General features: G+C 68.3%; 19 protein-coding genes and 1 pseudogene. 6 read left to right on the forward strand and 14 right to left on the reverse strand.

Features of this window, described 5'->3' with window-relative positions; translation table 11 throughout:
• Positions 1-74: 74 nt before the first annotated feature.
• A complete protein-coding gene (locus HLG70_RS11185) occupies positions 75-3,686 on the forward strand; it encodes an ABC transporter ATP-binding protein/permease (RefSeq protein ID WP_171664466.1) in 3,612 nt (1,203 codons plus the stop codon).
• Between the two features lie 22 nt (positions 3,687-3,708).
• On the opposite strand, the gene HLG70_RS11190 is transcribed toward HLG70_RS11185, so the two are convergent.
• The 10 genes and pseudogenes from HLG70_RS11190 to HLG70_RS11230 form a co-directional block, all read right to left on the reverse strand.
• Positions 3,709-4,479 carry an SDR family NAD(P)-dependent oxidoreductase gene (locus HLG70_RS11190; RefSeq protein ID WP_171664467.1) on the reverse strand — a complete coding sequence of 257 codons (771 nt, stop codon included), beginning with the start codon at positions 4,477-4,479 and terminating at the stop codon, positions 3,709-3,711.
• A 1-nt stretch (position 4,480) separates the two neighbouring features.
• Positions 4,481-5,179, reverse strand: coding sequence for an ABC transporter ATP-binding protein (locus HLG70_RS11195; RefSeq protein ID WP_171664468.1), 699 nt, complete (start codon positions 5,177-5,179; stop codon positions 4,481-4,483).
• Positions 5,180-5,189: 10 nt separating this feature from the next.
• Positions 5,190-5,420: a hypothetical protein gene (locus HLG70_RS29750; RefSeq protein WP_434082304.1), complete on the reverse strand. Its 231-nt coding sequence runs from the start codon at positions 5,418-5,420 to the stop codon at positions 5,190-5,192.
• A 6-nt stretch (positions 5,421-5,426) separates the two neighbouring features.
• Positions 5,427-5,873 (reverse strand): annotated as a pseudogene (locus tag HLG70_RS29755) (ATP-binding cassette domain-containing protein); the annotation flags it as partial.
• Positions 5,874-5,959: 86 nt separating this feature from the next.
• The gene (locus tag HLG70_RS11205; protein ID WP_171664470.1) at positions 5,960-6,991 is read right to left on the reverse strand and encodes a branched-chain amino acid ABC transporter permease; all 1,032 of its coding nucleotides are present in this window, start codon (positions 6,989-6,991) and stop codon (positions 5,960-5,962) included.
• A gap of 30 nt (positions 6,992-7,021) precedes the next feature.
• Positions 7,022-7,942: a branched-chain amino acid ABC transporter permease gene (locus HLG70_RS11210; RefSeq protein ID WP_171664471.1), complete on the reverse strand. Its 921-nt coding sequence runs from the start codon at positions 7,940-7,942 to the stop codon at positions 7,022-7,024.
• Positions 7,943-7,970: 28 nt separating this feature from the next.
• The gene (locus HLG70_RS11215; protein ID WP_171664472.1) at positions 7,971-9,152 is read right to left on the reverse strand and encodes an ABC transporter substrate-binding protein; all 1,182 of its coding nucleotides are present in this window, start codon (positions 9,150-9,152) and stop codon (positions 7,971-7,973) included.
• 59 nt (positions 9,153-9,211) lie between these two features.
• A complete protein-coding gene (locus tag HLG70_RS11220; protein WP_171664473.1) occupies positions 9,212-10,666 on the reverse strand; it encodes a 2-hydroxymuconic semialdehyde dehydrogenase in 1,455 nt (484 codons plus the stop codon).
• Positions 10,663-11,388 (reverse strand): class II aldolase/adducin family protein, encoded by a 726-nt coding sequence (locus tag HLG70_RS11225; protein ID WP_171664474.1) that lies wholly within the window; start codon positions 11,386-11,388, stop codon positions 10,663-10,665. The genes HLG70_RS11220 and HLG70_RS11225 overlap by 4 nt, the downstream gene beginning before the upstream one ends.
• Positions 11,385-12,248, reverse strand: coding sequence for a VOC family protein (locus HLG70_RS11230; RefSeq protein WP_171664475.1), 864 nt, complete (start codon positions 12,246-12,248; stop codon positions 11,385-11,387). The genes HLG70_RS11225 and HLG70_RS11230 overlap by 4 nt, the downstream gene beginning before the upstream one ends.
• A gap of 150 nt (positions 12,249-12,398) precedes the next feature.
• On the opposite strand from HLG70_RS11230, the gene HLG70_RS11235 reads away from it, so the two are divergent.
• Both HLG70_RS11235 and HLG70_RS11240 read left to right on the forward strand, forming a co-directional pair.
• Positions 12,399-13,112, forward strand: a complete 714-nt coding sequence (locus HLG70_RS11235) for a GntR family transcriptional regulator (protein ID WP_171664476.1) — start codon at positions 12,399-12,401, stop codon at positions 13,110-13,112.
• A gap of 364 nt (positions 13,113-13,476) precedes the next feature.
• A complete protein-coding gene (locus HLG70_RS11240) occupies positions 13,477-15,363 on the forward strand; it encodes an ABC transporter ATP-binding protein (RefSeq protein ID WP_171664477.1) in 1,887 nt (628 codons plus the stop codon).
• 1 nt (position 15,364) lies between these two features.
• On the opposite strand, the gene HLG70_RS11245 is transcribed toward HLG70_RS11240, so the two are convergent.
• Entirely contained in the window at positions 15,365-15,997 is a 633-nt protein-coding gene (locus tag HLG70_RS11245; protein WP_171664478.1) for a LysE family translocator, read from the reverse strand.
• Positions 15,998-16,129: 132 nt separating this feature from the next.
• On the opposite strand from HLG70_RS11245, the gene HLG70_RS11250 reads away from it, so the two are divergent.
• Entirely contained in the window at positions 16,130-16,612 is a 483-nt protein-coding gene (locus HLG70_RS11250) for an Lrp/AsnC family transcriptional regulator (protein WP_171664479.1), read from the forward strand.
• Positions 16,613-16,623: 11 nt separating this feature from the next.
• On the opposite strand, the gene HLG70_RS11255 is transcribed toward HLG70_RS11250, so the two are convergent.
• Positions 16,624-17,298, reverse strand: coding sequence for a DJ-1/PfpI family protein (locus HLG70_RS11255; protein ID WP_171664480.1), 675 nt, complete (start codon positions 17,296-17,298; stop codon positions 16,624-16,626).
• A gap of 90 nt (positions 17,299-17,388) precedes the next feature.
• On the opposite strand from HLG70_RS11255, the gene HLG70_RS11260 reads away from it, so the two are divergent.
• The gene (locus tag HLG70_RS11260; protein WP_419144816.1) at positions 17,389-18,270 is read left to right on the forward strand and encodes a GlxA family transcriptional regulator; all 882 of its coding nucleotides are present in this window, start codon (positions 17,389-17,391) and stop codon (positions 18,268-18,270) included.
• Here HLG70_RS11260 and HLG70_RS11265 read toward each other — a convergent pair.
• Together HLG70_RS11265 and HLG70_RS11270 are read right to left on the reverse strand one after the other, a co-directional pair.
• Positions 18,267-18,989, reverse strand: coding sequence for an SDR family oxidoreductase (locus tag HLG70_RS11265; protein ID WP_171664482.1), 723 nt, complete (start codon positions 18,987-18,989; stop codon positions 18,267-18,269). The two genes, HLG70_RS11260 and HLG70_RS11265, sit on opposite strands and share 4 nt — an antisense overlap.
• Positions 18,986-19,981 carry a Bug family tripartite tricarboxylate transporter substrate binding protein gene (locus HLG70_RS11270; RefSeq protein ID WP_171664483.1) on the reverse strand — a complete coding sequence of 332 codons (996 nt, stop codon included), beginning with the start codon at positions 19,979-19,981 and terminating at the stop codon, positions 18,986-18,988. Before HLG70_RS11270 ends, HLG70_RS11265 begins: the two co-directional genes overlap by 4 nt.
• Before the next feature lie 103 nt (positions 19,982-20,084).
• On the opposite strand from HLG70_RS11270, the gene HLG70_RS11275 reads away from it, so the two are divergent.
• Positions 20,085-21,125, forward strand: coding sequence for a cyclase family protein (locus HLG70_RS11275; protein ID WP_171664484.1), 1,041 nt, complete (start codon positions 20,085-20,087; stop codon positions 21,123-21,125).
• The last annotated feature ends 3 nt before the right edge of the window (positions 21,126-21,128 follow it).

Raw genomic sequence — 21,128 nt, forward strand, 5'->3', positions numbered from 1 at the left:
CCATGATTGAAAAAGTATCGCTTTCGCGCGCACCTCGTATCAGTGACCATGCAGGCTCTGGATGGAGTAAAGCTATGTATTTCGATTCAAGGCTCTGGCGCCTGACGCTGGGCATGCGCGCCGGCATGGCGGGCGGCATCTTCCTGGGCTTGCTGGCCCTGGCGGCCGGGATTGCCCGCTACGTATTCCTGGGCCAGCTGCTGGCCCGCGTGTTCGACGGCGCGCCCTGGCAGGACTGGCTGGCGCCCGCGCTGTGCGTGGCCGCGATGGTATTGCTGCGGGCGTTCTTCGACCATTGCCGCACCGTGCAGGCCAACCGCGGCTCGGCCACCATCCAGCATGTGCTGCGCGGCAAGCTGTATGACCGCATCGTGTCCCTGGGACCGGCCTGGTTCGCCAACCAGCGCACCGGCGGCGTCATGCTGACGGTCGTAGACGGCGTCGAGCAATTGCAGACGTTCTTCGGACAATACCTGCCGCAAGTGGCGATCGCCGCGGCCGCGCCTTTCGCGATCTTCGCGGTAATCGCGTTCTGGGACGTGCCGACCGCGCTGGTCTTCCTGGCCGCGGCCCTGTTCGCGCTCTTCGGCCCCATGGCGGTGCACATGCTGGACCGGCGCGCCAGCCTGGCGCGCACGCGCTCGCTCAATGAGTTCGGCGAAGAATTCCTGGACGCCGTGCAGGGCCTGCCCACCCTGAAGTCCTATGGCCAGGGCAAGGCCTGGGGCCAGCGGCTGGCGGCCCGCGCGCGCAGTCTGTCGGACAACACATTCTGGGTGCTGTCCGTCAGCCTGCTGACGCGCGGCATCAGCGACCTGGGCGTGGCGCTGGGCGCGGCGCTGGCACTGACCCTGGGCGCCTGGCGCGTGGCCGCCGGCGACATGAGCGTCGAGGCCCTGCTGATCGTTCTGATGGCCGGCACCGAGATCTTCCGCCCGCTGCGCGACCTGCGCTCGGTGCTGCACCGGGGCATGCTGGGCCAGTCGGCCGCCGTCAGCATCCACGCCCTGATGGATGCGCAGCCGCTGACGCCGGCGCCCGACACGCGCGCCACGGGCGCGGCGCCGGCCCGCCTGGCCCCCACCATCGAGTTCGACGACGTCGCCTTTGCCTACACGCCCGAGCGTCCCGCCCACCAGGGCCTGGCCTTCAGCATCGCGGCGGGCGAACGGGTCGGCGTGGTCGGTCCCAGTGGCGCGGGCAAGTCCACCATCGTGCGCCTGCTGCTGCGCGAATGCGTGCCGCAGGCCGGCGCGATCCGGGTCGGCGGCCGCGACGTGAACACGCTGGACACGCAGACGCTGCTCTCGCACATCGCGCTGGTCAGCCAGGACATCACGCTGTTCCATGGCACCATCGACGACAACCTGCGGCTGGGCCGCCCCGACGCCACGCATGAGCAGGTGCGCGCCGCCGCCCGCGCGGCCAATATCGACGACTTCATCATGGCGTTGCCGGACGGCTACGCCACCCGCATCGGCGAACGCGGCCTGCAGCTGTCGGGCGGCCAGCGCCAGCGCGTGGCGATCGCCCGCGCCCTGCTGCGCGACGCGCCCATCCTGATCCTGGACGAAGCGCTGTCGTCGGTGGACACCGAGAACGAAGCCCTGATCCAGCAGGCCCTGGACCGCCTGATGGCCGGCCGCACAACGCTGATCCTGGCCCACCGGCTGGCCAGCGTGATCGGCGCCGACCGCTGCCTGGTGCTGGAGCAAGGACGCGTGGTCGAGGCCGGCCCGCATGCCGAACTGATGCGCCGGCGCGGGCTGTACTACCGTTTGATGCACGAACAGGCGGCGGCCCACCAGAACCCGTCCGCCGGTTCCCCGCAGGCCGCGCGTCCGGCCGAAAGCGCCGCGGCCGCCACCGCGCCGGACGACAGCGGCAAGCAAGGCCCTGTCCTGCGCCCGCTGGACGCCGACGCCGAACAGGTCGGCTGGCGCGCCACGCTGGCCACGCTGCTGTCGGTGGTGCGCCCGTGGCGCGGGACGCTCGCCGCCACCATCCTGCTGGGCGTGGCGCGCGTGGCCGCCTTCATCGGCGTGGGCGTGTTCAGCGCGCTGATCGTGGCCGCCATCCGCGATGGCCGCGAGATCTCGGCGCTGGTCGCGGGCCTGCTGATCGCGGCCCCTCTTGCCGCGTTGTTCCATTGGCTGGAATCGTGGCTGGCGCACGCCATGGCCTACCAGTTGCTGGCCGACATGCGCGTCAAGCTCTACGACAAGCTGGAGCGCCTGGCCCCGGCCTATCTGCTGCAGCGCCGCTCCGGCGACCTTGTCGCGCTGGCCACCCAGGACGTGGAGATGGTGGAGTACTTCTACGCGCACACCATCGCGCCGGCCATCGTGTCGGTGCTGGTGCCGCTGTCCGTGCTGGGCTTCCTGGGCTTTTACAGCTGGCCGGTCGCGCTGGCGCTGCTGCCCTTCCTGGCCTATGCGCTGGTGTCGCCGGTGCGCGGCCGCCGCAAGGTCGACGCCCTGGGCGACAAGGCGCGCGAGGCGCTGGGCGAAATGAGCGCCCATACCACCGACACCATCCAGGGCCTGGCCGACCTGACCGCCTTCCAGGCCACCGGCCGCCGCCGCGACCAGTTCCTGAAAGTGGCCGACCGGTACCGCGCGCGGCGCCTGGACATCCTGCGCGACCTGTCGCGCCAGACCGCCTGGTTTGAGATCGCGATGGGCATGGGCGGCCTGGCCGTGGCCGTCGTGGGCGCCCTGCAGGTGCAGGCTGGCGCGCTGTCGGCCGGCATGCTGCCGCTGCTGGTGCTGATCGCGCTGGCCACCTTCCTGCCGGTGTCGGAGATCTCGCAGGTCAGCCGGCAATTGGCCGACACCATCGCCGCCACGCGCCGCCTGCATGTGGTCGCCAACGAGCCCGAGCCGGTTGCCGATGGCCCCCTGCCCGCGCCGGTCGCCACGCACGGCCTGTCGTTGGCGTTCGAACATGTCAGCTTCGCCTATCCCGGCAAGAACGAAGACACCTTGCGCGACCTCAGCTTCACGGCGCCCGCCGGCGCCACGGTGGCGGTGGTGGGCGCCTCGGGCGCGGGCAAGAGCACCGTCGCCAGCCTGCTGCTGCGTTTCTGGGATCCGCGCCAGGGCGCAGTCAAACTGGACGGCGTGGACGTGCGTCAGCTGCAGCTCGACGGATTGCGCGACCGCGTTGCGCTGGTCACCCAGGACACCTATCTGTTCAACGACACGCTGGAAGGCAACATCCGGCTGGCGCGTCCCGAGGCCAGCCGCGAGGATCTGGCGCGCGCGCTGGACCAGGCCGCGCTGACGGACTTCGTGAAGGCCCTGCCCGACGGGCTGGCGACGCGGGTGGGCGAACGCGGCATGCAGCTGTCGGGCGGCCAGCGCCAACGCATCTCGATCGCGCGGGCCTTCCTGAAGAACGCGCCGGTGCTGATCCTGGACGAGGCGACCTCGCACCTGGACACGCTCTCCGAGATGCAGGTGCGCGGCGCGCTGGATGTGCTGATGCGGCACCGGACCACCCTGGTCATCGCGCACCGGCTGTCCACCATCCGCGACGCCGACCTGATCCTGGTGCTGGACCGCGGCACCCTGGCGGAAGCCGGCACGCACGACCAGCTGCTGCGCAAGCAAGGGGCCTATGCGCGGCTGGCCAGCCACCAGGGCGGCTACACGGTCAGTGGCGCGGCATCGCTGCCGGGCTAGCGCTTGGCGGCGGCCTGGCGCGCTACTCGCGCACCTCCACCGTGTAGTTCAACGCCAGCCTGCCGCCATCCACATAGACCGTCTGCCCGGTCACGTAGCTGGCGTCGTCCCCGGCCAGGAACACCGCCACCTTCGCCACCTCGTCCGTCGAACCCAGGCGCTGCAGCGGTATCCGCGACAACACGGTTCTGCGCGCAGCGGGGTTGCTGGTGATGGTTGCCAGGATTTCGGTGTCGATGCTGCCGGGGCCGATCGCATTGACCCGTATGCCATGCGGCGCCAGCGACAAGGCCATGGACTTGGTCATCTGCCTGACGGCCCCCTTGCTTGCCCCATAGGCCAGCTGGTCCGGCATCGCCAGTTCCGCGGTCATCGACGACAGCGTCACGATCGCGCCGTTGCGGCGCCCGCCCGCCACCATCGCGCGCGCGGCCGCCTGCGCCACCAGGAAGGTCCCGCGCACGTTGACGTTCATCACCGTGTCCAGGTCCTCCAGCGTCAGGTCCAGGAAGTCCGCCGCGCGTATCACGCCGGCATTGCAGACGCAGATGTCCAGGCCGCCCCAGCGCCGCACGCAATCGTCCGCCAGCGCCTGCGCCGCGGCCGGATCGGTCACGTCGGCAACGAATGCCGCCGCGCGTTCGCCCAGCGCCCGCGCGGCCTCGGTCAGCTCGGCCTCCTTGCGGTCCGCCAGCAGCACATGGGCACCCTCGTCCACGAAACGCCGCGCAATCGCCAGCCCTATCCCGCCTGCCGCGCCGGTGACCAGCGCCACCCGGTTCTGCAATTTCATCTCAGACTCCCACGTAAGCGGCCACCAGATCGGGCCGCGCGGACAATTCCGCTGAACTCCCCCGCCACACCGTCACCCCCTTGTCCAGGATGAAGTTGCGGTCGGACAGGCGCAGCAATGCGGTGGTGTTCTTGTCCACCACGATCATCGACAGGCCCTCCGCCTTCAATTGCGCCAGCACGCGCCAGATCTCCGCGCGCACCACCGGCGCCAGGCCTTCGGTGGCCTCGTCCAGCACCAGCAGGCTGGGATTGGTCATCAGCGCGCGACCCAGCGCCAGCATCTGCTGTTCGCCGCCCGACAGCTGCGTGCCCAGGTTGGCGCGGCGCTCGCGCAGCCGCGGAAACAGCTCGTAGACGCGCGCCAGCGTCCAGGCGCGCCCGCCGCCGCGTTCGCTGGCCGTGGCCACCAGGTTTTCCTCGACGGTGAGCGTGGGGAATATCTGGCGCCCTTCCGGCACCAGCGACAGGCCCAGCCGGCCGATCCGGTACGGCGCCATGCCGCGCAGCGACCGGTCGCCATACTGGATGCTGCCCTGGCTGGCGGGCAGCAGCCCGAACAGGCATTTGATGACGGTGCTGCGGCCCATGCCATTGCGGCCGATCAATCCCACCACTTCGCCCTGCCCCACGTCCAGGTCGACGCCGAACAGCGCCTGACAATGGCCGTAGCCCGCCGTCAATCCGCGTATGGTCAACATGGCGGCTCCTTCAGGCGTCGGCGTCGTCGCCCAGATAGGCGCGGCGTACGTCGGGATGGTTGCGGATCGCGTCGGCGGTGCCGGTCGCGATGATCTTGCCGTAGACCAGCACGCTGATGCGATCGGCCAGCGCGAAGACGGCGTTCATGTCGTGTTCCACCAGCACGATCGTGTAGCGGCCCTTCAGGCTCTTCAGCAAGGCGATCACGCCCGCGCTTTCCGCCGCGCTCATGCCGGCCATGGGTTCGTCCAGCAACAGGACGGACGGCTCGCCCGCCAGCGCCATCGCGATCTCAAGCTGGCGCCGCTGGCCATAAGCCAGGCTCTCCACGGGCGACTCGGCCGCCGCGTCCAGGCGGCAGGCGCGCAAGGCCTCGCGCGCCGCGTCCACCACATCGGCGCAGTCCCGCAGCGCGGTCCATGCCGACAAGCGGCGGCGGCGCTTGCGCAGCGCGGCCAGGCAGGCGTTTTCCAGCACGGTGTAGCTGTCGAACACCGAGGTCACCTGATAGGAACGCAGCATGCCCATCGCGACGCGCTCCTGCACGGTGGCGCGCGACACGTCCGCCGCCCCCAGGCGCACCGAGCCGCCATCGGGCCGCAGCTCGCCGGACAGCAGATTGATCAGCGTGGTCTTGCCCGCCCCATTGGGGCCTATCAGCGCATGCAGCTCGCCGGGCGCGACATCCAGGGATACCCCGTCCGTGGCCTTCAGTCCGCCGAAGCTGCGCACCAGGCCGCTAGTGGCCAGCCCTGCCGGCCCCGTCATCATCGCGGTGCTCATGCCGAGGCCTCCTTGGCCAGCGCATCCGGAGGCCGCCGGTCCTGCCCGTCCTCCGCGGCCGGCGCCGCCGCCGGAAGCGCAGGCGCGGGCGGCCGCCGCAGCCAGTCCAGCGACCGCCCATAGCCGCCCTTGGCCAGCATCGCGATCACCACCACCACCGGCCCCATCAGCAGCATCCAGTGCTGCGTCACGCTCTTGAACGCTTCTTCCAGCATCAGATAGGCCACGGCGCCGAAGATCGGACCCAGCACATTGCCCAGGCCGCCTATCACCACCATGACGATGAGCTCGCCCGACACCGGCCACGACATGTAGCTGGGCGAGGCGAACGCCGTCAGATTGGCCAGCAGCAGGCCGGCGATGCCGGTCAGCACGCCCGAAGCCACATAGGCCGTCAGCCGCACGCCGAACACCGAGTAGCCCAGGGCGTCCACCCGGCGCGGATTGGCGTGCGTGGCGCGCAGAATCATGCCGAACGGCGAACGCCGCAGCCGCAGCATCCCCAGGCTGGCCGCCAGCAGCAACGCCCATGCCGCCCAATAGACCGGCTGGCTGCCGTCCAGGTCGAACAGGCCGAAGGCGCTGGGCTCGTAGATGTTCAGGCCGTCGTCGCCGCCGTATTCGCGCAGGCTGACCGCCAGGAAGTAGAACATCTGCGCGAACGCCAGCGTGATCATGATGAAGCCGATGCCCGACGTGCGCAGGCACACCGTGCCCACCGCCAGCGCCACCAGCGCGGACACGCCGATGCAGACGGCCAGCTGCACCCAGCCATTGCCGATGCCATAGTGGCTGAGGATGCCTACCGCATAGCAGCCCAGGCCCAGGAACATGGCGTGGCCGAAGCTGACCAGGCCGGCAAAGCCCAGCACCAGGTTCAGCGCCAGCGCCGCCAGCGCGTAGATCAGGATGCGCGCGCCCAGGGTCACGTAAAAGGGTTCACCCAGCCACTGCGCCACGAACGGAACGGCGGCCAGGACCAGGAACAGCAGCGGCAGCACCCAGCGCCGGTACGAAGGTTCTTGCATGATGGTTGCCCTTGTATGCTGGCGCGCGGATCAGCGCCGCGCCGAAAAGACCAGGCCTTGCGGGCGAAACGCCAGCACCACGGCCATCAGGATGTAGATCAGCATCGACGCCAGCGCAGGCCCCACCGCATTGGCGACGGACGCGTCGAACACGGCGCGCAGCAGGTCCGGCAGGAAGGCGCGGCCCAGCGTGTCTATCATGGCGATCAGCAATGCCGCCACCAGCGTGCCGCGCACCGAGCCGATGCCGCCCACCACGATCACCACCAGCGCCAGGATCAGCACCGGCTCGCCCATGCCGGACTGCACCGAGAGTATCGGCCCGGCCAGCGCCCCCGCGACGCCGGCCAACACCGCCCCCAACAGGAACAGCAGCGTCTTCAGCAGGTCGACATTGGCGCCCAGCACACTGGCCATGGGCGCATTGCTCGCCCCCGCCCGTATCAGCATGCCGAAGCGCGTGCGCTGGATCAGGAACCACGCGCCCACCGCCACCAGCGCGCCGACGCCAATGATCATGAGCCGGTAGACGGGGTAGTCGCTGCCGAACAGGCTGACCGCCCCCTCCAGCGCCTGCGGCACCGCGGCGTAGTAAGGGCGGCTGCCCCAGATGACCGATGCCAGTTCATTGAAGAACATCATCAGCCCGAACGTCGCCAGCACCTGGTACAGATGATCGTGCCGGTACAGCGGACGCGCGATCAGCCGTTCCAGCACGACCCCGACAAAGCCGCTGCCAGCCACCGCGGCCAGAATCGAGAACGCGAACGACCCGCTGGCGTTGTAGGCGGTCGCGCCCAGGAAGGCGCCGATCATGTACAGGGAACCGTGCGCCAGGTTGATGAAGTTCATGATGCCGAAGATCAGGGTCAGCCCCGACGACAACAGGAACAACAACGCGCCCAGCTGCAGGCCATTGAGCAATTGCGACAGCAGCAGCGATCCATTCATCGGAGGTCTCCCCGGGGCCGCGGCCCCGTCACTTAAACGGGCAGTCCGCCACGTAGGCGTCCTGATGGTCGGTCAGGACGGTGGCCAGCTGCTTCAGGCCGATGCTGTCGCCGTCCTTGACCACCTGGTAGGCGTAAAGGTTCTGCACCGGCATGTTGTTGGTGTTGAAGCGGAACTTGCCGCGCACCGACGGGAAGGTCGCGCCCGCCGCCTTCACGGCCGCCGCCAGCGACTTGCTGTCGCCCACCTTTCCGCCGTGCGCCTTCACGGCCGCGTCCAGCAGAAAGGCCGCGTCATAGCCGCCCACCGCGTACTCCGACGGCAGGCGGCCGTACTTGGCCTGGAAGGACTCGACGAACTTGCGGTTCTGCGGATTGTCCAGCGTGGTCGCCCAGGGCGTGCCATAGATCGCGCCCACGGCCTGTTCCTTCAGCGCGGTCAAGGTGTTGGAGTCGATCAGGCTTTCCGAGAAGAACGGCAGCTTTTCCATCAGCCCGGCCTGGCGCAGCTGGCGGACGAAGTTCACGCCCACGCCGCCGGTATAGAAGGCGAACAGCGCGTCGGGTCCGGCGGACTGCATGCGCGAGATCTCGGCCGAATAATCCAGCTGACCCAGCTGCGTGTAGACCTCGTCGGACGGATCGCCACCATAGAAGCGCTTGAAGCCCGCCAGCTTGTCCTTGCCCGCCTGGTAGTTGGCCGACATCAGGTACGCGCGCTTGTAGCCCTGGTCTTTCACGTACTTGCCCATCGCCTCCGACATGCTGTCGTTCTGCCAGCCCAGCACGAACAGGTTGGGCAGGCACATGCGGCCGGCGATCGGCGCGGGCCCGGCGTTGGTGGACAGCGCCACCACGCCCGACTCCTTGATGCGCCGCAGTTCGGCCATGAGCACATTCGAGAAACCCAGCCCGACCATGACGTCGACCTTGTCCTTCTCGATGAACTTCTGCACGATCTGGGCGCCCACGTCGGGCTTGAGCTGATCGTCTTCGCGGATCACCACGGCCTTCTGTCCGCCCAGGCTGCCGCCCAACTGCTCGATGCCCAGCATCAGTCCGTCGTACTGGTCCTGGCCCAGCGCCGCCTGCGGCCCGGACAACACGCCGGTGAAACCGATGCGGATATCGGCGCGGACGGCCTGCGGCGCGGCCAGGGCCAATGCCGCGGCCGCGGCCAGTGCGGCCACGCCGCTCGTGGTTGCTTGCATGAGATGTCTCCTTTGGGGTGAGCGGCGGCGCCGTTCTACGCGGCGCCTGCCTTGACGCGTCAGAGCTTTACGCAGACATTGCGCAGCTCGGTATAGAACTCCAGCGAATGCACGCCGCCCTCACGGCCGATGCCTGACTGCTTGGCGCCGCCGAACGCCGTGCGCAGGTCGCGCAGGAACCACGAATTGATCCAGCAGATGCCCACCTCCAGCGCCGCGCCCAGCCGATGGGCGGTGCCGACATTGCTGGTCCACACCGTCGCCGCCAGCCCGTAAGGCGTCGCGTTGGCCAGGGCGATGGCTTCTTCTTCCGTATCGAACGGCGCGATGTGGCAGCAGGGCCCGAAGATCTCCTGCTGGATGACGGCCGACGTTTCCGGCAGGCCGGTCCACACGGTGGGCTGGACCCAGGCGCCCGCCGCCAGTCCGTCGGGCATTTCCGGCACGCCGCCGCCCGCCACCACGGTGGCGCCCTCTTCGCGGGCCCGGGCGTAGTAGCTGAGCACCTTGTCCCGATGCCGCTGCGAAATCAGCGGACCCAGGTTCACGCCCGGATCCTTGGGCCGGCCCAGCGTGAATCCGCGCGCCCGCTCACCCAGCGCCGCCACGAACCGCTCGAAGATCGGCCGCTGCACGTAGACGCGTTCGGTCCCCAGGCAGACCTGCCCCGTATTGTCGAAGGCGGCGCGGGCAATGCCGGCCACCGCGCGGTCAAAGTCGGCGTCCGCGAAGACGATGCCCGCGTTCTTGCCGCCCAGTTCGAACGACACCGGCCGCACACCCACGGCGGCGGCCTGCATGATGGCCTCGCCGGTGCGCGTCTCGCCCGTGAAGGTAATGCCGTCCACCAGCGGATGGCGGCTGAGCTTTTCACCCGCCGAACCGGGCCCGAAGCCATGCACCACGTTGTAGACGCCGGCCGGCACGCCGACCTCGTTCATCACCTCGCCCAGCAAGGTGGCGGTGCCCGGCGTGTCCTCGGACGGCTTGACCACTACCGTGTTGCCGCAGGCCAGCGCCGGCCCGACCTTCCACGTCATCAGCAGCAGCGGCAGGTTCCACGGGCAGATCACGCCGATGACCCCGCGCGGCACGCGCACCCCGTAGTTCAGGGCATGGCCGCCGTCCGGCGTTTCCAGGTCGAAGGTCTCGTTCGGTACGTTGCGGATCAGGTCGGCGAAGATCTTGAAATTGGCCGCGCCGCGCGGGATGTCCAGGTGGCTGGCCAGCTCGTAGGGCTTGCCGGTGTCGGCGATCTCGGCATCGACGAAATCATCGAAGCGGCGGATGATGCCGTCGGCCACCGCGTGCAGCAATTCCACTCTTTGCTGCGTTTTCAGCAAGCCCCAAGGTCCGCGCAGCGCCGCCTTGGCCGCGCGCACCGCGGCGTCGACCTCCGCGTCGCCCGCCTCGTGCACCCGGCCGATCAGCCGGTTGTCGGCCGGATCGCGGTTATCAAAGGTCTTGCCGGTCTCGACCCAGCGGCCGTCGATGAAATTGCGGAAATCGGTCATTGCGCCCTCGGTTGTGACAGGTCCGCCAGTGCGCCTTCCGGGTCGCCAGCGGTCAGGTATTCCCACATGCGTTCATAGATGCGTCCGGTGCCCACGGCACGGACGGCGGCTTCTTGCGGCGCAAGCACGGGCCCGCCCTCGGCCAGCCCGGCCGCGCGCAACTGCCATTCGATGCGGGCCGCGTCTTCCAGATACCAGGTCAGCACGACCGCGTGCATCAGCGACTCCGCGGCCACCACCGCCCCGTTGCCGCGCATCGCGACCGCGCGCGCCGCGCCCAGCGCCTCGGCCACGCCGCGCGCCTGCGCGTCGCTGCGCACCAGTTGCGGGTCGTCCCAAAGCGGCACGGCGGGCGAGAAATAAGAGCCCATGCCGTGACGCGGCGCGGGCGTGACGCGGGCGGACGACAGGGTCATGACGGTGGGCGGCATGGACCTCACCACCCCTCCCACGTCCGGGCGCAGACGGTAGATATGCTGGTGGATGCGCACTTCGCCCAGCACGCCCTCGGGCAGCTCGCCATGCACCGGCACCACCGTGCCCGCCTCGCCAGCCGCGATCAGGCCCATGGGGCGCGCCGCGCACACCAGGAAATGGTCCGCATCCAGCCGGCTGCTGCAGTGCCCATAGGCATGCACCAGATTGGCCTTGGCCAGCGCGCGCGCGGCGACGCGCACCAGCGCCTCCTGCCCGCCGCTGGCGTTCTTGCGCGTTGCGCTCATGTCTTGAACTCCGGGATATCGGGCTTGGCGCCCCACATGCAGAACGATGACGGCACGGCGGGAAAGCTGCGCGGCCGATGGGACTTTTCCTCTTCGGCGCTGATCAGCCGCACGCCGGTGGAGTATTCGTAGATCATCCCGTCCGGACCGTCGAAGTACAGGAACATGGCGCCCGAGGTCGGATGCCGGCCGGGACCAAAGCGGATCGGGACATTCCATTCGCGCAGCTGATACCAGGCGCGCATGATGTCGTCGATGCTCTCGACCTGATGGTTGATGTGCTGCACGCCCGGATACGTGGACGGGAACAGCGCGATCTTGTGATGGACCTCATCGATGCGCAGCAGCGGCGCTTCGCCGATGCGGTCGCTGACCCGGGCGGACAGCAAGCCCGTCCAGAAGGCCTCGTCGCGGCGCGGGTCCAGCGTGCGCAGACCTATATGCGAAAACCCGGTCACGCCGGCGTCGCGGCCGGGAAAATAGCGCCGGCCGCTGTGCTGCGGCGCATAGACCAGCTCGATGCGGTTGCCGGACGGGTCGGTGAAACGCAGGAAGTCGCGCACATAGCGCTGCTCGGCGTCCTCGCGCCGGCCCGCGTCGACCTGGTAGCCGCTGCGTTCCAGCACCGCGCCGGCGCGCTCAAGCTCTTCCGGCGTATCCACCTCGAACGCGGCGGTGTGATCGCGGGGGTCGCCTTCGAAGTAGCAAAGGGTGTGATCACGCGAGTCGGACTTGAAATAGGCCGCCCCATGTTCCTTGCGGGCCAGCTCCAGTCCCAGCACCGTGGTCGCATAGCGCACCGCCGCATCCAGATCGCGGGTGCCCAGCCGGACATACCGGATGTCATGTAGCCGTATCACTGCTTGTCTCCTGGAGCGCCTGCCGCCGGCATCGTGCCGAGGGATTTTTTCCGCTTGGGTGGCGGCGCTTTTTTTTACGATAGACAGCATAAATCTCGAAGTCAACAATTTTTATCGAGATTTTTAAACAGTAGTGCTACATTACTTTCCATGTCAGACGGCGCATCCCTCCCCTCGCTTGCCCACACCGCCTCGGCCAACACCCTGGTGGGCGCGGCCTATGTCAATCTGCGGCGCGACATCATCCAGGGCAAGCTCCCGCCCGGCTCGCGCCTGCGCGTCGAGCACCTGAAGGACGATTACGGCGTGGGCGCCGGCACGCTGCGCGAAGCGCTGGCGCTGCTGGTGTCGGATGCGCTGGTCATCGCGCAGGGACAGCGCGGTTTCCACGTCACGCCCATTTCGCTGGAAGACTTCCGCGACATCACCGAAAACCGCGTGCTGCTGGAAACCGAAGCGCTGCGCCAGTCGATCGCGGTCGGCGACGACAATTGGGAAAGCGCCGTGCTGGCCGCCTTTCATCGGTTGAGCAAGGCAGAGCAGCGTCTGGCGGCGGATCCGGAAGCCCGATTCGATGAATGGGAGCAGCGCAACCGCGAATTCCACCGCGAACTGATCAGCGCCTGCCCCTCGCGCTGGATGCATCATTTCCTGGGCATCCTGTACCAGCAGGCCGAGCGCTACCGTCGCCTGGCCGTCACCCGCAAGCCCATCGCGCGCGACCTGCACGACGAGCACCAGGGCATCCTCGACGCCACGCTGGCGCGCGACGCCGACACCGCCTGTACCTTGCTCGCCGCCCATATCCGGCTGACCTACGACGCCGTGGCGCGGCTGCCCGCCGACCTGTTCACGTCGGCCTGACGCCCAGGTTGAAAAAAACCCACAGCGCCCCCGCCACGGGCGCACGCCCCGTTGATTCGCTTACATCACTTCTATAGAATCAGCAATTCGGGCCTGTGCCCATTCCTTTTCCCCACTCTACCCACCGACAGGGAGGCGCATGATGATGTATCCCATGCTCAACGCCATCCCGCGCGTGTCTCCGCGACGCCATTAAGTCGTCGCCCGCGCGGACCCATCGCCAGCTTTTTATCTGGCGACTGGTCCTCCGCGCCCGCCTAAACCATTAAACGCAATCGCCGGTGCCCCAAAGGGCGCATGGCTTGTTTTCCCCTCTTTCCTCACAAGGACATCCTGGCGTGTCTTGTGCCGCCAGGCCATTGCAATGGCTAGAAAAAAAATCGACTTTCGAGGACAGGCCTTCAAGGACGTCCTGGGCTTTACCTTCCGCTACTGGGGCCTGCAACCCCTGCGCATCGTGGTCATCGTGGCGCTGGCGCTGTTTTCGGCGGTGGCCGACGTGCTGACGCCGATGTACGCCGGCCGCCTGGTCGACGCGGTGGCTTCCGGCGCCGCCGGCGACCAGGTCGCCTGGAACGCCGCCATCACTGCCTTCTGGCTGCTGGTGGCGCTGGGCGTGGGCGGCACCCTGCTGCGCCAGGCCGTGTTCCAGAACATCATCACCTTCACCTTGAAGATGATGAACGGCATCGCCTCCAATGCCTTCTACCGCGTGCAGCGCTTTTCCACCGACTGGCATGCAAACAGCTTCGCCGGCTCCACGGTGCGCAAGATCACGCGCGGCATGTGGGCGGTGGACCTGCTGAACGACACGCTGCTGGTGGCGCTGCTGCCGTCCGTGGTGATGCTGGTGGGCGCCACCGCCCTGCTGGGCGCGCACTGGCCGCTGATGGGGCTGGTGGTGGGCCTGGGCTCGGTGCTGTACATCGCCGTCACGACGGCGCTGTCGCTGGGCTATGTCGCGCCCGCGGCGCGCCTGGGCAACGCCTGGGACACGCGCATGGGCGGCGCGCTGGCCGACGCCGTGAGCTGCAACGCCGTGGTCAAGGCCTTTGGCGCGGAAACGCGCGAAGAGGCGCGGCTGGACCGCGTGATCGACAAATGGCGCCGCCGCACGCGCCGCACCTGGGTCCGCGCCACCTTCAACGGCGGGATCCAGGGCGCGATGCTCGTGGCCATGCAGGCCGCCATCCTGGGCGCGTCCCTGCTACTGTGGTCGCGTAACCAGGCCAGCGTGGGCGACATCACGTTCACCCTGGCGATGTTCTTCGTGCTGCAAGGCTATCTGCGCGACGTGGGCATGCACATCCGCAACCTGCAGCGCTCGGTCAACGACATGGAAGAACTGGTGTCGCTGGAAAAGCAGCCGCTGGGCGTGGAAGACAGGCCCGGCGCGGGCGCCATCAAGGTGACGGCCGGCGAAATCCGCTTCGAGGACGTGACGTTCCGCTATGGTTCGCACAATGCGGCGCTGTACGACAGGTTCTCCGTGCGCATCGCGCCAGGCGAACGCGTCGGCCTGGTGGGCCATTCGGGGTCCGGCAAGACCACGTTCATCAAGCTGATCCAACGCCTGTACGACGTGAACGACGGCCGCATCACCATCGACGGACAGGACATCGCCCAGGCAAAACAGGCGTCCTTGCGCAGCCAGATCGCCATCGTGCAGCAAGAGCCCGTGCTGTTTCACCGGACCCTGGCGGAGAACATCGCCTACGCCCGGCCCGGCGCCACGCAGGCCGAGATCGAGCAGGCGGCCCGGCTGGCCAGCGCACATGACTTCATCATGTCGCTGCCCAAGGGCTACGACACGCTGGTGGGCGAACGCGGCGTAAAGCTGTCCGGTGGCGAACGCCAGCGCGTGGCGATTGCGCGGGCGTTCCTGGCGGACGCGCCCATCCTGATCCTGGACGAAGCCACGTCCAGCCTGGACAGCGAAAGCGAGGTGCTGATCCAGCGCGCGATGGACCGCCTGATGGAAGGCCGCACGACGCTGGTGGTGGCGCACCGCCTGTCCACGGTCCGCGCGCTGGACCGCCTGCTGGTCATGGAGCATGGCCGCGTCATCGAGGAAGGCAGCCACGACGCGCTGATCCGCCTGAAGGGCGGCCTGTACCGGCGCCTGTTCGAACGCCAGGCCCTGGAATTGACCAAGGGACTGACCCAGGCGGAGCTGCTGGAAGACGGCGCCACGCCACCGCCCGCGAAAACGGAGGAAGAGGACGCGGCGTCGTACGCCTTCGGCAAATGAATCAGGCGGGGCGCTGAGCGAAGGTCAGGCGCAGGCCAAAGCCGATCAGCGCGGTGCCGAACACCATGCTCTGCACCTTCTGCGCGCGGGGGCTGGCCGTCATCCAGCGCCCCACCGCCCCGCCCGCCAGCGCGCACAGCACATCGAACGCCAGGCCCAGTCCAACCAGGATGACGCCCAGCACCGCGAACTGCTGACCGATCGGCCCATGCGCCGGCGACACGAACTGCGGCAGCAGCACCGAGCAGAACAGCAAGGCCTTGGGATTGAGCACATTGGTCAGCACGCCGCTCAGCAGCGCCGGCCCCCAGCCCGCATGGCGGGGCGCGGCGCCGCCTGCTGGCGCATACGACATCGGGCCCGCGCGCAACAGGCGCACGCCCAGCCACACCAGATAGCAACCACCCACCGTGCGCGCCGCGTCGAATGCCCAGGGATGGGTCTTGAACAGCGCCGCCAGACCCAGCGCCGCCAGGGTCACGTGCGCCGCCCGCGCGATGGCGAGTCCCGCTGCCACGGCCAGCGCCTGCCCGCGGCCGCGCAGCAGGCCGGTTTCCAGCAGCAGGATCATGTCCGGCCCGGGCACTACATAGACAATCAGCAAGGCACCCAGAAATAACGCCATATCGGCCATGACCGCGCTCCCACGCTAGCTTTCAATGGCGTCATTCTAGGAAAATCGGGTTGGCATGTGCTTGCTATTCATGCCAACTTCTCTACCATTATTGGCATATCCAATCAATAAGATCAGTCCTTCTTAAATCCCATGCCAAAGCACGAACTCGACGCCTACGACCGGCGCATTCTCGAAGCCCTGCAGAAGAACGGGCGCCTGACCAATGTGGAGCTGGCCGAAAAGATCGGCCTTTCCCCCTCGCCCTGCCTGCGGCGGGTGCGGATGATGGAAGAGGCCGGCGTCATCCAGGGCTATGAAGCGCGGCTCGACCCGCATGAAGTCGGCCTGGGGCTGACTGTGTTCGTGGGCATCAAGGTCGAACGCCACCACGAACGGGACGCCGAACAGTTCCGGCAGGAAGTCAGCGCCCTGCCGGAAGTCGTCGCCGCCCACCTGGTGTCCGGCGAGTCCGACTTCCTGCTGCAGGTGGTGGTGCCAGACCTGCGCGGGTACGAGCAGTTCCTGCTGCACACCCTGCTGAAGCTGCCCGGCGTCAAGGACATCCGCAGCAACTTCGCCATCCAGACGGTCAAGCCGCAAAGCCCGCTGCCGCTGGACCATCTGGCCAGGTGAGGCCCGTGGCCTCAGGGCATGGCGGCCGCGGCGCGATCCACCGCCGCGCTGCGGCGCTCGAAGCGCGCCTGGGACATTGCCAGGTAGCGCTCCACGACGGCCGGCTCCGACGTCTTCGGCGTGCCGCCCGGAAATGGCGGCTTGGGGTCATACTCGATCTGCAGCTGGATCAGCTTGGCGACATCCTCGCCGCACAGCGCCGCCACCACCTTCAGGCCCATGTCGATGCCCGAAGTCACGCCGCCCGCCGTATACACATTGCCGTCCACGCACATGCGCTCGTCGCTGGGTGTCGCGCCAAAGCGGGACAGCAGCTCGCGCGCCCGCCAATGGCTGGACGCCCGCTTGCCGCGCAACAATCCCGCCGCGCCCAGCAACAGCGACCCCGTGCAGATGCCAAATAAATATTGCGCGCCCAGCCCCTGCCGGCGGGTGAACGCCACCCACTCCGGATCAACAATGGCATCATCCGTCCCTGGACCGCCCGGCACCACCAGCAAGTCGCACGGCGGGGCGCAGGCCAGCGTCTGCGTCGGCACGAATCGCAGTCCGCGGTCGCAGCGCACCGGGTCCAGCGTTTTCGCGACAAAATCCACGGTGAAGCCCGGCGCGTTCGCCAGCACCTCATACGGCCCGGTCATATCCAGCTGGGTCAGTCCTTCGAACAAGACAAAATTCACATGCATGACGATGCTCCCTTGGAAACGCCAGCGCCCAGCATAGGCGGACGCCCGCGGCCCATCGCGCCAGAATCCGCGCGAAACGCGCCACAACGCGTGGTGTTCGTCCTGTTCGACGGCTTCCAGCCGCTGGACCTGGCCGGTCCGTGGCAAGCCTTCAGCTCGGCCAACGTAGAGGCGGGCCGCAAGCTCTATCAGTTAAGCACGATCGCCGCGGCGCCGGTGGTCACCACCTGGGAAGAGGGCCTGCGCATCCAGGTGGACGGCACCTTCGAGGAGGACGGCGACGCGCCCATCGACATGCTGCTCGTGCCCGGCGGCCCGGGCGTGGATCGCGCCAGCGCCCATGGCGAAACCCGCGCCTGGCTGCGCCGCCGCGACGCCGGCACACGGCGCACCAGCAGCGTCTGTACCGGCGCCTTCGTGCTGGCCGCCGCCGACCTGCTCAACGGCCGCGCCGTCACCACGCACTGGCGCTCGGCCGACCGGCTGCGCCAGCTCTATCCCGCCCTGCGGGTGGAGGACGACCGCATCTTCATCGAAAGCGGCAAGTACTGGACTTCGGCGGGCGTCACCGCCGGCATCGATCTGGCGTTGGCGCTGATCGAGCGCGACTTCGGCGCGGCGCTGTCCCAGCAAGTGGCCCGGCGGCTGGTCGTCTTCATGCGCCGCAACGGCGACCAGCGGCAGTACAGCCAGAGCCTGCGCCTGCAGGACCGCGTCGCCGCCCCCTTTCGCGACCTGGTCGAGAAAATGGAGGCCCGGCTGTCGGCGCGCTGGTCGGTGGACGACATGGCGGACGCCTGCCATATGTCGCGCCGCACATTCCAGCGCAAGTTCGTCGCGCACTTCGGCGTCGCCCCCTCCGAAGTGCTGCGGCGCTTGCGCGAGGAACGGGCCAGCGCCTTGCAAGGCGCTGGCGGAATGTCGAAGAAGGCAGCGGAAAGGCATGTGGGGCCGCTGCCCAAGCGGTCCTAGCCCGTCAGTCCCACCGAGACCCCGCCGCACACATACAGCACCTGCCCCGTCATGAAGCCCGCGCGCGGGTCCAGGAACATCGCCACGCTGTGCGCCACTTCTTCTGGCCGCCCCACGCGCCCCACAGGAATCGAGGCCTCGAGCGCCAGCGTCCTGGCCGCGCCCGGCGGGTTGGATTGATTGAACAGTTCGGTCGCGACCGGCCCAGGCGCCACGGTGTTCACCGTGATCCCGTCGCCCGCCAGCTCCAGCGCCCAGGTCCGGGTCATGCCCGCCAGCCCGGCCTTGGAGGCGCCGTAAACCGTCCGCCCGCCCTTGCCCAGGGCCGCCCGGCTGCCGATGTTCACGACCCGCCCGTACCCCGCCGACCGCATGCCGGGCAGCAGCGCCTGCATCAGCAGGATAGGCGCGGCAATGTTCAGCGCCATCGTGCGCGCCAGTTCTTCCTGCGTAACGTCCTGGATGTTGGCGACCTGGATCATGCCGGCGTTGTTGACCAGGTTCAGGACGGGGCGCTCGGCCGCGAGCTCGCGCGCCGCGGCGATGGTCGCCCCCGCATCGCCCAGGTCGACCGAACGGAAGGTTTCGCCGCGCAACGCCTGGTCCGGCGCCGTGCGGCTGAAGTTGACGACCTGATAGCCGTCTTCGAGCAAGCGCGCGACGATGGCGCGGCCGATTCCCCGGCTGCCGCCGGTGACAAGTGCGACGGGTGTGTTCATTGCGCGGTGATTCCTTTGTCTTTGATGAGTCCGCCCCATTTCTTGCGCTCCGCGGCTTCAAAGGCGGCCAGGTCGGCGCCAAACAGCGTGCCGGGCCTGGCGCCCATGGTGGCGAAATTCGTGCCGATGCCCTGGCTTTGCAGGCCGCTGCGGGCGGCGGCTATCAGTTGCTCGACGACGGGCGCCGGCGTATTGCGCGGCGCGTACAGCGCGAACCAGGCCGTAACGTCAAAGCCCGGCAGACCCGACTCCGCGACCGTCGGCAGGTCGGGGACCGAGGGATCGCGCGCGGCCGAAGTCACGGCCACGCCGCGCACCAGGTGGCCGTCCTTGATCTGCGCCAGCGCGCCGGGCAGATTGTCGAACAACAGGTCGACCTGCCCGCCCGCCACGGCCGGCAGGGACGCGGACGTGCCCTTGAACGGCACATGCAGCATCGTCACGCCGGCCATGGCTTCGAAATAGGCGCCGGTCAGGTGTACCGAGGACCCGATGCCGGGCGAGGCGTAGGTCAGCTTCTTGTCCGGCGACTGCCTGGCCGCCTTGATGACGTCCGCCACCGTCTTGTAGGGCGATTTCGCGCTGACGGCGATGACGTTGGGCGTGGTCGACACCAGGGCGATCGGCACCAGATCGCGCTCGGGGTCGAACGCCATGTTGCTGTAGAGGAACTGATTGATTGTCTGCGTGCCTATCGTGCCCAGGCCCAGGGTGTAGCCGTCGGCCTTCGCGCGGGCCACGTAGGCCATGCCGATATTGCCGCCCGCGCCGGGCTTGTTTTCCACCAGCACGGTCTGCTTCAGGCCGGGTTGCAGCGCATTGGCGATTGCGCGGCCGAAGATGTCGGCGCCGCCGCCGGGGGGATACGGGACGACGACGGTGACGGGATGGTCGGGATAGCCCGCGGCGTGGACGGCGGGCAGCGCCAGGGCAGCCAGCGCGGCAACGGCGAGGTTGCGCCACCCGGCGCGCGGATGCAGCAATTGCGTCATGGTTTTGTCTCCTATCGAATCCGCTGATTGCGGATTTCTTTTTAAAGTACGTAAATACGTACTATATTCATAAGAACATAGAAAACCGATAGGAGACAAGCAGATGAAACGCTGGACACAACGCCCCGAAGGATCGACCTGGGGCGACTTCGGCCCGGACGACGAGCTCGGCCGCCTGAACCTGCTGACCGAAGAAAAGGTGCTGCAGGCCGTGCGCGAGGTCCGCGCGGGCAAGGTCTTCTGCCTGTCGCTGCCGCTGGACCTGCCCGGCGGCAACGTGCTGAATCCGCGCCGTCACGCGCCCACGCTCAAGCCCACCTTCCGCGAAGGCACGCCCTACCTGAACTTCGCGATGTCGCAGCTGCAGCCCGAGGCCATCGACGTCCTGTCCGATGACCAGGTGACACTGTCCATGCAGTACTCCACGCAGTGGGACGGCCTGTGCCATGTGGGCGCGATGTTCGATATCCAGGGCGACGGCCAGGCCCGCCGCGTCTACTACAACGGCTACGCCGCCGGCGTCGATGTCTTCGGCGGCGCCGACCCCGACACCTCCGAGCCCGCCTGCTGCCCGCCCGGCGGCTCGTATGCGCGCAAGCTCAGCGTCAGCCGCTACGCGGAAAAAGGCGTGCAGGGGCGCGGCGTGCTGGTCGACCTGGCCCGCGCGTTCGGCCCCGGCCGCACGCTGGTGGGCCATGCGCAGCTGCAGGCCGCCATGCGCGAGCAGAATGCCGTGCTGGAGACTGGCGACATGCTGGTCCTGCGCACGGGTTTCGCGGAGAGCATCGTGGCCATGAACGGCCACCCGGACCCGCACAAGCTGGAACAGACGGGCGCCGTGCTGGATGGTTCCGACCAGGCCCTGCTGGACTGGATCACGGAGTCCGGCGTCGCGGCGATCTGCGCGGACAACTACGCGGTGGAGTCCTATCCCGCGCGCACGTCCGGCCCCGGCCATTCGATCCTGCCGCTGCATCATCACTGCCTGTTCAAGCTGGGCGTGCCGCTGGCCGAACTCTGGTACCTGAAGGACCTGGCCGACTGGCTGCACGCGCAGGGACGCAACCGCTTCCTGCTGACCGCCCCGCCCTTGCGCATGCCCGGCGCGGTGGGTTCGCCCGTGACGCCCATCGCCACGGTGTAAGCC

The sequence above is a fragment of the Achromobacter deleyi genome (genome assembly GCF_013116765.2).
Taxonomy (GTDB): Bacteria; Pseudomonadota; Gammaproteobacteria; order Burkholderiales; family Burkholderiaceae_B; genus Achromobacter; species Achromobacter deleyi_A.